This window comes from Phyllobacterium sp. 21LDTY02-6, assembly GCF_023554255.2.
Lineage (GTDB): Bacteria > Pseudomonadota > Alphaproteobacteria > Rhizobiales > Rhizobiaceae > Phyllobacterium.
In genome coordinates this window covers 165,747-178,947 of record NZ_JAMJWD020000003.1, presented here as the reverse complement: position 1 = coordinate 178,947, position 13,201 = coordinate 165,747, and the positions used below count along the sequence as shown (strand labels likewise).

Annotated in this window: 13 protein-coding genes; 3 read left to right on the top strand and 10 right to left on the bottom strand. The window is 61.3% G+C overall.

Features of this window, described 5'->3' with window-relative positions:
* Positions 1-30: 30 nt before the first annotated feature.
* Genes virB10 through M8997_RS12310 form a run of 3 tightly spaced genes read right to left on the bottom strand, consistent with a single transcriptional unit; the run spans position 31 to position 2,811 of the window.
* Positions 31-1,347 carry a type IV secretion system protein VirB10 gene (virB10, locus tag M8997_RS12320; RefSeq protein ID WP_250017602.1) on the bottom strand — a complete coding sequence of 439 codons (1,317 nt, stop codon included), beginning with the start codon at positions 1,345-1,347 and terminating at the stop codon, positions 31-33.
* Positions 1,340-2,116, bottom strand: coding sequence for a P-type conjugative transfer protein VirB9 (gene virB9 / locus M8997_RS12315; RefSeq protein WP_250017620.1), 777 nt, complete (start codon positions 2,114-2,116; stop codon positions 1,340-1,342). Before virB9 ends, virB10 begins: the two co-directional genes overlap by 8 nt.
* Entirely contained in the window at positions 2,113-2,811 is a 699-nt protein-coding gene (locus M8997_RS12310) for a virB8 family protein (protein ID WP_250017623.1), read from the bottom strand. Before M8997_RS12310 ends, virB9 begins: the two co-directional genes overlap by 4 nt.
* Before the next feature lie 271 nt (positions 2,812-3,082).
* On the opposite strand from M8997_RS12310, the gene M8997_RS12305 reads away from it, so the two are divergent.
* Together M8997_RS12305 and M8997_RS12300 are read left to right on the top strand one after the other, a co-directional pair.
* Complete coding sequence (locus M8997_RS12305) at positions 3,083-4,309, top strand: adenylate/guanylate cyclase domain-containing protein (protein ID WP_250017626.1); 1,227 nt, start codon at positions 3,083-3,085, stop codon at positions 4,307-4,309.
* 52 nt (positions 4,310-4,361) lie between these two features.
* On the top strand, positions 4,362-5,003 hold the full coding sequence (locus M8997_RS12300) for a LysE family translocator (protein ID WP_250017628.1): 642 nt from the start codon (positions 4,362-4,364) through the stop codon (positions 5,001-5,003).
* A gap of 68 nt (positions 5,004-5,071) precedes the next feature.
* Here M8997_RS12300 and M8997_RS12295 read toward each other — a convergent pair whose 3' ends face one another.
* The 6 genes from M8997_RS12295 to M8997_RS12270 all read right to left on the bottom strand — a co-directional run bounded on the left by M8997_RS12295 (position 5,072) and on the right by M8997_RS12270 (position 11,042).
* Positions 5,072-6,187 carry a TRAP transporter substrate-binding protein gene (locus tag M8997_RS12295; RefSeq protein ID WP_250017630.1) on the bottom strand — a complete coding sequence of 372 codons (1,116 nt, stop codon included), beginning with the start codon at positions 6,185-6,187 and terminating at the stop codon, positions 5,072-5,074.
* Between the two features lie 50 nt (positions 6,188-6,237).
* A complete protein-coding gene (locus tag M8997_RS12290; protein WP_250017632.1) occupies positions 6,238-7,824 on the bottom strand; it encodes a TRAP transporter large permease subunit in 1,587 nt (528 codons plus the stop codon).
* Positions 7,825-7,840: 16 nt separating this feature from the next.
* On the bottom strand, positions 7,841-8,389 hold the full coding sequence (locus M8997_RS12285) for a TRAP transporter small permease subunit (protein ID WP_250017634.1): 549 nt from the start codon (positions 8,387-8,389) through the stop codon (positions 7,841-7,843).
* A gap of 137 nt (positions 8,390-8,526) precedes the next feature.
* Complete coding sequence (locus M8997_RS12280) at positions 8,527-9,171, bottom strand: response regulator transcription factor (RefSeq protein ID WP_250017637.1); 645 nt, start codon at positions 9,169-9,171, stop codon at positions 8,527-8,529.
* A complete protein-coding gene (locus tag M8997_RS12275; protein ID WP_250017639.1) occupies positions 9,168-10,556 on the bottom strand; it encodes a cache domain-containing protein in 1,389 nt (462 codons plus the stop codon). The genes M8997_RS12280 and M8997_RS12275 overlap by 4 nt, the downstream gene beginning before the upstream one ends.
* Before the next feature lie 27 nt (positions 10,557-10,583).
* On the bottom strand, positions 10,584-11,042 hold the full coding sequence (locus tag M8997_RS12270) for a GNAT family N-acetyltransferase (protein WP_250017642.1): 459 nt from the start codon (positions 11,040-11,042) through the stop codon (positions 10,584-10,586).
* Positions 11,043-11,150: 108 nt separating this feature from the next.
* On the opposite strand from M8997_RS12270, the gene M8997_RS12265 reads away from it, so the two are divergent.
* Positions 11,151-12,371 carry a DUF763 domain-containing protein gene (locus M8997_RS12265; RefSeq protein WP_250017644.1) on the top strand — a complete coding sequence of 407 codons (1,221 nt, stop codon included), beginning with the start codon at positions 11,151-11,153 and terminating at the stop codon, positions 12,369-12,371.
* Here the strand turns inward: M8997_RS12265 and M8997_RS12260 are convergent.
* Positions 12,330-13,187, bottom strand: a complete 858-nt coding sequence (locus tag M8997_RS12260) for an endonuclease/exonuclease/phosphatase family protein (protein WP_250017656.1) — start codon at positions 13,185-13,187, stop codon at positions 12,330-12,332. The genes M8997_RS12265 and M8997_RS12260 overlap by 42 nt on opposite strands.
* Positions 13,188-13,201 lie beyond the last annotated feature (14 nt).

Sequence of the window (13,201 nt, the reverse complement as noted above, 5' to 3'; positions counted from 1 at the left end):
ACGCCTCGCCATGACCTATTGGAGAGAATGCTATTCGCCATGACCGCGCCCTCCGCGCTTCAACTCGCGCAGCTTCTGTGCGACGGGGTCGGGGTATAGATCGGAGAAATCCAGATCGCGCCGAACGAAGATCGCGACGGCCGTCCCTTGGCGGATACGGATCGTCGGCTGAATGGCGATCGACGATTTCAATGCCTCTTGCGCCACATTCGATAGACCTTGTGCCAAGGCGGCGGCGCCTTTCCCGCCGAGGTCAGCGCCGATCGCGTCGTCCTTCTCGTCTGGATCGATCGTCGTCTGCGTCGTCTTACCCGTTGCAGGATCGGTGGTTATGGTGGTGATTGGGCCGGATCGCCTGCGCCTGCGCAATTCCGGCCGCGGATCGGCCGCCAGTTGCGCACCGGCGGACAGTGCAGTCAGCATGATCGCCGAACCGAACCGCTGCAGATGATGATTGTCGACCTTGCCGCCCGAACCGGAAACGCCAAGTTCGTCCGTGCCCGGCGATGCAAGGTTCAAGGAAACGCCGTCGGTGCGCAGCAGGCGCGTCCAGACGATGAATGCCCGCTTCTGGCCCTGCATCAGCCCGGCATTATACTCGCCGACGATGCGCGAGCCGGCGGGGATGAGGATTCTCCGCCCATCGAAGGACCAGATATCATCGGTGGTCACCGCCCGGACCATGCCGGGCAGATCGGTCTCGACAGCTGTTTCCAGGACGCCGCGTATCATGGTGCCCTGCGGCACCAGTGCGTCGATCCGCTCGTTCTTCTGCGCCTTGGCGACTTCCACGGCTTTGGCGGACAAGGCACCCAGGAACTGCGTGTTTGCGTTGGATTCCTGGAACGTCGCGTCGCTTTTTTCCGCCTGTTCGGCCGATTTTGTTTCACCTTGTCCGAGATCGACACCGTCAGTCGGGCTTGATTCGGAAACGACCATGGGGGAACGGTATCGCTGCCATTTCTCCTCATCCGTGCTCCCGGCATCAGCCTCGGCGCGGAGCTTCTGTGCCTCGAGATCGGCAATTCTCTGCTGCAGGGCCTGCAACTCGGCCTGATCGACGGACGAGGCATTGGTGGTGCTGGCGTCAGGTTGAGTTGCGGATGGATCAGGCAGCGCAAGCCGGACGTCCGGGACCGCCAGCGTTTCGTCGCTCCGTACCAGCTCGGCCGCCGGTGCAGGCGTGTTCGGCCGCCAGTAGGCGATGGCGAGTGCCGCTTGCACGATCAGGGCGAGGCCTATCGCAAGCGGCCAGATGCTGCGCTTGCGCTTGCTTTCGGCCAGCGCCGAATGCGCACCGGCTTCGAGCTCTCCGTGATGACGAGATGCGCTGCCGATATCACTCATGATCGGCAACCAGTTTCGGCGCTGCGCTCCGCCGCAGATTGAAGAGGCACAATGCCTGTTTTCCGCGTCGCAGCATCCATTGATCGGCGATCTTGTCGACCACGATATAATCGCCCTCACGGCGGAAATTGGCGAGGATCTCGGTCTTCCCGCCTTCGACGACGAAGATGGCCGGAATATCGCCATCGAAACGGAACCAGGTCTTCACGCCATCGTCGAAGGCGTTTCGTGGCTTCAAGCCTGCATCGCCGCGAAACCGGTAATCCGTGTTGGCTCGGGTGAAGTCGAATGCGTCGCGGTTCGGCTCGGAAACGAGCTTGCGCGCCTTGGCCAGCAATTTGGCATCGACCTCCTCGTCCGGATAGCGGAATTTGACCATGAATGTCTGCTCGCCGGCGGATTCGGGATGGGCGCGCAGGATGAATGTATAGACGTGCTTGTTGCTGACCACATTCATGTTGGTGACGGTCTTCGGCTCGACCGGCTTCAGGAAGATGATATTGCCGCGCTTGTTCGGTTCGATCTTCCACGACATGCTGTCGCCGACGGCCACGGTCTCGATCTTCTCGTCATCGCCGAGGACGACCATCGTCGATACGCCGTAGGTTGCATCAACCGAGACGACATTGGTTGCATTATAGCTGACCGATCGCACCCGCGGATCGGCAGTGCCCGGACGTGGCGCGATCTCGGCATGCGCGCTTGCGCAGAACAGCGTTGCAAGCAGCAGCAGGACGAGGTGAAGGAGAGCATTGCGCGGGCGTATCATCCACCACCGCCTTCCGACACGAGTTCCTGGTCGCGCCGGTAATCCGTCACCTGGAAGCCGAGCGGATTGTCGAAGCGCAGCTCGTTCGACATTGCACCCTGCGAATAGCGAAAATGCATCAGCGCCACCCAATGCGTATCGGGCGCGGCCTTCTGGCCAATATTCCGGGTGGAAAAACGTATGATCGCCGTGCGGTCGTCGGGAACCTGCACCGACTTTATGACCGGCAGGACCTTCGTATCGCGGCCGTAGAGATTGACGGGATTAGCGGGATTGGACGAACCATAGGCGGCAAGGATGTCGCGCCCGGCCTCGCCGGTGGACAGGAGCCTGGCCAGATCGAAATTCTGCTGCACGGCATTGGGATCGTAGGTTTCGCGAGCCCGCAGGAACCGGACCACATTCATCCGGGTGATCGCTTCATTCTGGGTCAGGTCGCCATCGGCCAATGGCCGCTTGATCTCCATGAAACCCGTCGTCTTGTCCACTTCGATGACATAGGCCTCGAAGCTCTTCAACGGAACCAGCATCAACAGGCAACCCATGGCCATGGCGGCGAGGGTCGCGCTGATGGCGGCGATGATCCAGGCCGTGGCACGCGATCGCTTCACCGAGCGGATGACGTCATTTTCCCAGCGCACTGCCTCGCTGAAGTAGCGGCCGTCGGTGAATTCTTCCCGCGCATCATCCTGCATGTCTCAGCACCGGCCGGACTTGCGGACTTTTAACGTGATTGATGAGGAAAATGATGCGATACGCAATACAATGCTTTCAAATACTTGCAGTTGAACAATGATTCGGAAAAATATCGATGGCGCCGAGAAATAATTCGGCCTTGGTCACATAGAGCCACCGCCTCTGCCGAGTGTCAATGCTACTTAAGTTTGAGGAGCGCTACGAACAGGGGACGAGTTTTCCAACGCGGCCAAACGTGATACGCCTTCGCCAACGATCGCGAGCACTCCCATGGACGATTCCAAACTGGTTGAAATTGAGGCCTGGCTCGATACGCAGGGTCTTTCGGGCACAAGCGAAACGGACCTGATGAACGGGTTCTGCGCGCGCTGTCTCGATGCGGGCATAAGGCTGGAGCGTGCGAATTGCTTCGTCGACACGTTGCATCCGATCTATGAGGGACGGGTGTTCCTCTGGCGCCGTGAAGGGCAGGTCGAGCGCGCCATCATCGAATACGGTTCGTCGCAGCAGGGTGAAAGCGCGGATAACTGGCAGAGTTCGACGTTTTATCGCATGCTTCAGCGCAACGAGGACGAGATGCGCCAGTTCATCGGGCAGATAGACACGCCGGAATTCCGCCACCTCGTGACGCTCAAATCCGAAGGCTGCACCGACTATCTCGCCTTGATACACCGCTTCTCGAACGAGGGCAGCATCGGCGAGATGGATTGTTTTTATTCGCAATGGTCGACCGATGCGCCGGATGGCTTCAGCGAGGAGGAACTGGCCGCGATCCGGCGTCTGGTGCGAGGCCTCGGCCTCGCCATCAAGTGCACCTCGCTTTCCCGCATCGTCCAGACCCTCGCGGACGTCTATCTTGGCCATGATGCCGCGCGCAGGGTCCTCGCCGGCCGCATCAACCGGGGCGCGGCCGAGCGGATGGAAGCGGTGCTGTGGTATTCCGATCTGCGTGGCTATACGCGCATATCCGATACGGCTGCCCCGGACGAGATCATCCCGATGCTGAACGACTATGCCGAGGCCGTGATTTCTTCCATCCATGAGGCCGGTGGCGATGTGCTGAAGCTCATCGGCGACGGCACATTGGCGATCTTCACCAATCCGCGCTCGGCGGCCGCCTGCGCCGCTGCACTCAAGGCGGAGAGGCTGCTGCGCAAGAAGTTGAAGATTTTGAACCAGAGGCGCCGCGCAGAAGGCTCGCCCGCCACCGACGTCTATCTCGGCATGCATATTGGCGAAGTCTTCTACGGCAATATCGGCAGCGATACGCGGCTCGATTTCACGGTCGTCGGGCCGGCGGTCAACGAGGTGAGCCGCATCGCCTCGATGTGCCGATCAGTCGACCAGACGGTGCTCGTATCCGATAGTTTCGCCGCAGCGCTGCCGGCGAAGAAGCGCCAGGCCCTGGTATCGGTCGGCCGCTTCGCCCTGCGCGGCGTCGGCAGGGCCCAGGATTTGTTCACGCTTGAACGGACTGTTGCCAAGCCCGCCGGATGATGTAGCCTCGAACCGGATAGCGCGCCGCCGGCCGCCCGAAAAGGAGAGTACCATGGATGCAGTCACCGCCCTTGCAAGCATAATCGCGGCGATCGCGGTCGGGGCGATCAGTCCCGGTCCGAGCTTCGTTCTGGTGTCCAGAATGTCGCTGTCCACAACCCGCTCGCACGGCCTTGCCGCAGCGCTTGGCATGGGCACAGGCGGATTGATATTCGCCACGCTCGCGGTGCTCGGGCTCACGGCTCTGCTCATGAAGTTCGAATGGCTTTATTTCGCCTTCAAATTCGTCGGCGGCGCCTATCTGCTCTACATGGCCTACGGAATATTCCGGGGTGCGCGCCAGCCGATAGAGGCCACGGGCATTTCTCGCGGGTGGAGCGAACTGAGCCTCGCGCGTGCCTTCGGCATCGGGCTCATGACGCAGCTCAGCAATCCCAAGACCTCGATCTTCTATGCGAGTATCTTCGCCGCGATCATGCCGCCGGCTCCGTCGCTCTGGTTGCTGCTGGTCTTGCCGCCAACGCTGTTTCTGGTCGAGGCGGGCTGGTATGCCATCGTCGCACTGGCCTTTTCCGGCGGCCGCGTGCGCCGTGTCTATGCCCGGCTGAAGCAATGGCTGGATTACACGGCGAGCGCGGTCATGGGCGCTCTCGGCGCCAAGCTGATCATGGAAGCCGTGCAGAGAAAGCTCTGATCCCGGCTGAAACGAAAGACGGGACGGGCCGTGGCCCATCCCGTCGCCCCTCAGCGCTATCGCCGTTATTATTTGCCGCCAGCCTGTGCCGAATAGACATAGCTGTCATAGCTGTATTCGGCGACGCGGAACCATTCGAAGGATTCATCGCGGAATTTCTTCCAGGCCGGATAGATCTTCGACCAGCTCGGGTGCTTTTCGCCATATTCAGCGTAGAGCTCGAACGTCGTCTTGTAGGCGGCGTCCATCACGTCGCGCGGCAGCGGGCTGAGCTTGACGCCCTTGCCGACGAGCGAACGGATCGCCGCGGTGTTCTTGACGTCGTAGAGAGCCTGCATGTTGACGTTTGCAGCCTTGCATGCGGTGTCGAGTGCCACCTTGTACGCTTCCGGCAGGCCTTCATACTGCGCCTTGTTGATGAAGAAGTGGATCGTGAGACCGCCTTCCCAATAGGCCGGATAATAGTAATAGGGCGCGATCTGGTAGAAGCCGAGGCGTTCGTCATCATAGGGACCGACCCATTCCGCCGCGTCGATCGTGCCGCGCTCGAGCGCGGGATAGATGTCGCCGCCCGGCAATTGCTGCGGAACGACGCCGAGACGCGACATGACCTCGCCGGCAACACCGGCAATGCGCATCTTCACGCCCTTCAGATCGGCAAGGTTGGTGATCGGCTTGCGGAACCAGCCGCCCATCTGCGCGCCCGAGCCGCCGCCCGGCTTGGCCACCATTCCGTAGTCGGCAAGGAACGCGTCATAGAGTTCGTTGCCGCCGCCGTGATAGAGCCAGGCGTTCTGCTGGCGCGCATTGAGACCGAAGGGGATGGTCGAGCCGATGGCGAATGTCGGGTCCTTGCCGGTGAAATAATAGCCGCAGGTATGCGCGATCTCCACCGTGTTCGCCTTCACCGCGTCCAGGGCCTGCGGGCCCGGCAGAAGTTCGCCGGCCTGGAACACCTGGATCTGGAACTTGCCCTCGGTCATCTTCGACAGGGCCTCTGCCATGACGACCGCGCCGCCATAGATGGTGTCGAGATTGTTCGGGAAGCCCGAGGTCAGCCGCCATTTGATGGTCGGCAGTTCCTGGGCGATGGCCGGCTTGGCCAGCGCCGCGCCGGCGACTGTGGCGGCGCCGCCGATCGCCCCCTTGGTCAGGAAGTTACGTCTGTTGAGACTGTTCGTCATTATTCTCTCCTCCGGATTATCGATTGCCCGTGCCGCTACCGGCACCGGGTTTAGTTTTTCGGTGCCTCTTGCGGTTGAGCACCAAAGCTGGGTGTCGGCGAACCGAAATCGGGGGCAGGGGGCGCGCCGAACGAGGGGGCTGCGGGCTGTCCTTCAGAGGGTTCGGGCGCTCCGAAGGGCTGTGCCGGGGTGCCAAAAGGATTGGCGCCATCCGCTCCGGGCATTGGAACATTCAATTTGATCGATGCGGGATCGACGATGGTCTGGCCCGACTTGTAGTGGGTCACCAGCGGCGGGAAGGCGATCACCAGGGCGACCATCGCCAGCTGGATTCCGAGGAACGGCAGGGCTCCCATGTAGATCTGGCCGGAGGTCACTGGCTTGATCGTCTCGCCGGTCACGCGGTCCTTGTAGGGGCGCGTCGGAGCAACCGAGCGCAGGTAGAACAGCGAGAAGCCGAAGGGCGGGTGCATGAATGACGTCTGCATGTTGATCGCCAGCATGACGCCGAACCAGATCAAGTCAATGCCGAGACTGTCGGCGACCGGCGCCAGCAGCGGAATGATGATGAAGGCGAGCTCGAAATAATCGAGGAAGAACGCCAGGAAGAACACGAGAAGGTTGGCGACGATCAGGAAGCCGACTTCGCCGCCGGGTATCGAGGTCATCAGATGCTCGACCCAGACATGCCCGTTCACGCCATAGAACGTCAGCGAGAATACACGGGCGCCGAGCAGGATGAAGATGACGAAGGAGGAAAGCCGCGCCGTGGAATAGAGGGCGGATTTCACCATGGTCAGGTCGAGGCGGCGATTGACAGCGGCGAGCACCAGCGCTCCGACCGCACCCATCGCGCCGCCTTCGGTCGGCGTGGCGAGGCCGATGAAGATCGTGCCGAGCACGAGGAAGATCAGCACCAGTGGCGGCACCAGCGAGGTCACGACCCGGCCGGCGAGTTTCCAGCCCCGCAAGGTGCGGGCCTGCGCCGGCAGTGCCGGGACGCTGGCGGGCTGCAGCATCGACATGACGATGATGTAGGCCGCATAGAGGGCAACCAGCAGCAGGCCGGGAATCAGCGCGCCCTTGTACATGTCACCGACGGAACGGCCGAGCTGGTCGGCGAGAATGATGAGGACGAGGCTTGGCGGTATGATCTGGGCGAGGGTGCCCGAAGCGGCGATCGTGCCGGCGGCGACGCGCCTGTCATAGCCGTAGCGCAGCATGATCGGCAGGGAAATCAGGCCCATCGAGATGACCGAGGCGGCAACCACGCCTGTCGTTGCCGCGAGAATGGCGCCGACGAAGATCACGGCGAATGCCAGGCCGCCCCTGATCGGGCCGAACAATTGGCCGATCGTATCGAGAAGGTCTTCCGCCATGCCGCTTCGTTCGAGCACCAGGCCCATGAAGGTGAAGAACGGAATTGCCAGCAGCGTTTCGTTCGACATCTGGCCGAAGATGCGGTCGGGTATGGCGCCGAAGAGATTGATCGGCAGCAATCCCATTTCGATGCCGATGAGGCCGAAGGAAAAGCCGACAAAAGCGAGCGCGAACGCCACCGGATAGCCGAGAAGCAGCACGACTATCAGCGAAAGGAACATGATAGGCGCAAGGTTTTCCGCGAAGAATGCGAACATGACTGGGGTTCCCGGCTTAGAGTATCTGGGCTTCGGCGTCTGCGATGGCTATCGCATCGGGCATGTCGCCCCGAAGTATCGCCACGCGTTTTATCAGTTCGGAGAGGCCCTGGAGAGCCAGCAGCCCGAAGCCGATGGGAATGCACAGCCAGACAGGCCAGAGGACCAGGCCGCCGGTATTGTTGGAGATTTCTCCGCTGACATATTTTGCGACGACGATCGGCCAGGAGAGGTAGATGGTGATGAGGCAGAACGGGAAGAGGAAGAAGATGGTGCCGAGAACCTCGATCCAGAGCTGCGTGCGGCGGCTGAGCCGGCCGTAGACAAGATCAACCTTCACGTGTTCGCTGTGCAGGAGCGTCCAGGCGGCCGCAACGAGGAACGCTGCGGAGAACAGGTACCACTGCGCCTCCAGCCAGGCATTGGAACTGAGATTGAACAGTTTTCGCGTTGTCGCGTTGATGGCGCTGATCAATACGGCGGCCAGCAACAGCCAGGAGACGGCCTTGCCGAGAAATGTATTGATGGCGTCGATGGCGCGCGACAGGGACAACAGACCTGACAATGTGAAATCCTCCCGAGATCCAGCTGTTCGACAGCCGTGTCATTAGTTCCGCGTGTTATGGCCAAACAGCCATTCCGCGCAAGCCCGCTCTTACGTCTATTTACATTACTCTACCCACTTGTGGGTATATGTAATTTTCAGGATTCCGGCCGTGACAGGCCCTTTTCCAGGGCGAACCGTATCAATCCGGCGGTACTTGCGATCCCGAGCTTCTTCTTGATGTTCTTGCGATGGGTCTCGGCGGTCGCTTCCGTAATGGCAAGGGAACTGGCGATGTCGCGGTTGCTCTTGCCACCGGCCAGCAGCAGCAGAACTTCCTGCTCGCGTGCGGTCAGGTGAACATCGCCCTCGCTCTCCTGGCGCTCCAGCAGCACTTCCGAGACGCCCGAGGAGAAGAAACTCTTGCCCGCGGCGACCGTCTCTATCGCCGTCACGATTTCGTTGGTGGAGACATCCTTGAGCAGGTAACCCGATGCGCCGCGCATGACCGAAGTCGAGATATATTCCTTGCTGTCATGCATGGACAACATCAGGATGCGGGAATTCGGCAATTCGTTGCGGAACAGTTCTATGGCATCGATGCCGCTGAGCTTGGGCATGTTGATGTCCATCAATATGACCGCCGGCCGGGTTTGCCTGGCGATTTCCAGCCCCGTCTGCGCCAGCGCGGCGGTTCCGACGATCTCGATGTGACCGAAGGTTTCGAGGACGGCGCGCAGCCCGTCGAGGACCAGCGGATGGTTGTCGATCAGCAGGACCTTTATCTTGTTGCCGTCCGTCATGCCGCCTCCAGTCCGACATCCACGCTTGCGGCCGCCGATCTTGGCAAGGTTGCGATCAACGTCGTGCCCTGCGCTGCCGTCTTGACCACCAGCAATCCGTCGAAATGAGCCATTCGTTCCTGCATGTTGCGCAATCCGAGACCGCCGCCGGCGTTCCTGTCCTTGCCCGCAACCTCCTCGAAACCATTGCCATTGTCTTCGATGGTCATCCTGATACGGCCGCGGTCGCTCCACAGCCGGATGGCAGCGCGCGAAGCACCCGAATGCCGCTCGATATTGTTCAGCGCCTCCTGCGCAACGCGATAGAGCGCCGTGCTCGCTTCCGCCTTCGGTCGGGTGTCGAAGGCGGAAGCGTCCAGCGATGTCTCGATCCCGGTCCGCTCGGCGAAATTGCTGCTGAGCGCCTGCAGTGCGGAAGTGAGGCCGAGATCGTCGAGCACGCGCGGCCGCAAATCATGCGAAAGACGGCGAACTTCCTTGATGGCGACGTTCAGCGCGTCCGCTCCCTTGTCGATGGCGCCGGCGGCATCATCGCCGCCATTCCTGACCTTGCGGCTGGCAAGATCGATCGCATAGCGGACACCGACCAGGTTCTGCGAGATGCCGTCGTGAAGTTCCCGCGCCAGTCGCGCTCGCTCTTCCTCCTGCGTGTCGATGATACGCTGCGTCAACTCCTTCAGCTTGCCATCCGCCATGCGCCGCTCCCGCAGGGTCAGCAGCATGCCCGTTGCGAAGACGATGAGCACGGCCGGGACGGCGATCATGATCACGACCTGGAACGTCTTGCGGATATTGGCGCGAAAATCGGCATTGGCGGTAGCAGTCTGGACATAGACGTCGTCGAGATAGACGCCGGTGCCGAGCATCCAGCGCCATTTGTCGAGGCCGACGGCGAAGGAAAGCTTGTCGCCCATGGTGCCCGATGACGGCTTCTGCCATTTGTAGCGGTGCATGCCGCCGCCCTGTTTCGCCTTGTCGATCAGGTTGGCGATCACCTTGTCACCGTCAGGATCGACGAGATCGAGCCAATTGTGCCCGGGGCGGAACGTCTGGCGCGGGTGGACGATATTGTTGCCGTCGTAATCATAGACGAAGAAATAGCCGTCCTGGCCATAGTCGAGCGAAGTGAGGATGGCCCGCACGCGTTCCTTGGCTGCTTCGTCGCCAGCCTGTGCATTCTCATAGACGTCGTGGATCGCCGAAAGCGCCAGATTGGTAAGGTTCAGCAATTCCGTTTCCTTGGCCTTGAGCATGTTCTGCTCGAACGTACCAATGCTGCTTCGAACCAATGTGGTCGATTGCCAGGTGATGAAGGCTGTCACGGTCAATATCGCCAGCACGAGCGGGACGATGGCCAAGGCTACGATCTGGTGTCTTAAATTCATCGTTGCTTTCCCGATGGCTGCCGCGCGTCAGAGGTTCAATTTCAGGCCTTCATGGCTCGCTGTAAATCCCAGCTCTTCATAAAAGCGGATGGCCTCCGGCCGGGCCTTGTCCGATGTCAGCTGAACCAGCCGGCAGTTTCGCGCCCGTGCGAGGTCGATCGCATGCCGGATCATGCGCCGGCCGATCCCTGCGCCGCGATGGCTGGAGGCGATGCGCACGCTTTCGATCTGGCCACGCCACATCCCGAGGCGCGACAGGCCGGGAATGAAGGAAAGCTGCAGGCAGCCAACGATCGCGCCGGCATCATCTGCGACGACCAGGGCCTGGTTGCGATCGGCCTCGATGGCCTCGAATGCAGCCTGATAGGCTGGATCGACGGGATCGGAGACGCGCTCGCGGCTCTTTCCCAGTTCGTCATCCGCCAGCATTGCGACTATGGCCGGAAGGTCTGCTCGTTCTGCTGTCCTGAATCGCGGTTCAGTCATTTGATACTCCCCAGCCGCGCTACGAAACGCTGTTCAAAAGACGCCGCGCCTTACCACAAAAGAACGAAATGTCCTATATAGTGGCGGTTACGGTTTAAGGAGAGAGAATTGGCAAAACGATCCGGCAGTGCCGATCTGCCGCTGCATGGCGGGCGCGTGCCCCATTGGCTGGGTAACCGGATGACCCGGATCGGCACGCTCATCTGCCAGGCCATCGCGGAACATTACGGCCGGGATGAATTGCTGCGGCGCCTTTCACATCCGTTCTGGTTCCAGTCGTTCGGCGCGGTCATGGGCATGGACTGGCATTCGTCCGGTATCACCACCAGCGTCATCGGCGCGTTGAAACGCGGGTTGAACCCGATTTCGGGCGAACTAGGGCTGCATGTCTGTGGTGGTCGCGGCTCCCATTCCCGCAAGACGCCCGACGAGCTTGCGATCATCGGCGACCGGGTCGGTATCGACGGTGTCGCGCTTGGACGCACCAGCCGGCTGGTGGCAAAGGTCGACAGCGCCGCGGTGCAGGACGGGTTCGATCTTTATCTGCACGGCTTCATCATTGCCGATGACGGCAAATGGGTGGTGGTACAGCAGGGCATGAATGGCGACAGCCGCCAGGCCAGGCGATATCACTGGTTGTCGGAAGGGCTGAGCAGCTTCCTCGACTCGCCGCATTCGGCGATCGAAGGGCAGGGTGGCGGCGAGATCGTCAACCTGGCGGACAAGCGGGCGGCGCGTTCCCGATCGGCGCAACTGGACCTGCTGGGCTCCTTTGGCCCATCGGGCGTGGTCAGGGAGCTTGCCCGGCTGAACGAAGTCGAGCCCACGCCGTCCGATCAGCTGGTATTGCCCCATCTCGTCATGCCGGCGCATCATGATGTGCGGCAGGAGGATGTGGTGATGCGTCGCCTGCATGGCAATCTGGCGGCTGCCGCAGAAGCCGGCCCCTCGGATTTCGAGGATCTGCTGCTGGTGCCGGGCGTCGGCGGGCGTACCGTCAAGGCGCTGGCCATGGTTGCCGAGATCGTCCATGGCGCGCCCTGCAGATTTTCGGATCCCGCCCGATTCTCGCTGGCCCATGGCGGCAAGGACCGTCACCCCTTTCCCGTGCCGCTGAAAGTCTATGACGAAACGATCAATGTACTCAAATCAGCGGTCAGGAAGCACAGGCTTGGCCAGACCGAGGAACTCGAAGCGATCAGGCGTCTCGACGTGCAGGCGCGCAAGCTCGAGGCCTATGCGACGGGACCCAATCTTGATGAATATGTGGCTGGCGAGTTCCGCGATTCAGCCGGTTTCGGCGGCCGGAGCGTCTTCGGCCCCGAATAGGACTTCGCGCTCGGCCTTTGTCCGGTCAACCGCAGCGCGGGCATCGGCGGCGCGGAACTCCAGCCTGGCAAAGAGCGGGAGATGATCCGAGGCCGTGCGGGCTAACCGGCTTTGCAGGACGCCGATTTCTCGCACATGGATGGTCCGATCGACAAAGATATGATCGAGCCGCAGGAGCGGCAGCCGCGCCGGAAACGTTCGCGCGGGCCTGGCGCCGGTGGAGCGCCAGGCGTCATCGAGCCGTGCGGCAATCTGGCGATAGGCGAGCGACGATCGCACCGCATTGAAGTCTCCGAGCAATATTCTCGGCGAGGTGCAATGGGGGTGGCCGAGCCATGCCGGCCCCAGCAGTGCGCTCACCTGGCCGGAGCGGTCGCGCCTGGAAAGACCGAGATGCGTGTTGATGATCTGGATCCGGCGTCCATTCCATTCCACCTCGACCCAGAGCGCACCGCGCTGCTCCGCCAGCGAAGGAAGCGGCGCCGATTTGACCAGGCGCATGTCCAGCGACGTCAGGATGGCATCGCCATATTGCTCCTCGGCGATGCGAATGGCGGGGTTGAAATACATTTCCATGCCGAGATGTATCGCGATGGATCGAGCCTGGTCGATCGCTCCTGTGCGGCGACGGCCGACATCGAGTTCCTGCAGCGCAACGACATCGGCGCCGCAATCGGCAATCACCTCGGCGATACGCTCCGGCGATGCTTTCGCATCGCTGCCAATGCAGCTGTGGACGTTGTAGGTCAGTATCTTGATGCCGTTCTCCCTTGAATGCCTAAGGAAAGGAACTTCTGCCGACACCTTCCGTTCCATTTCTGTTGGATATG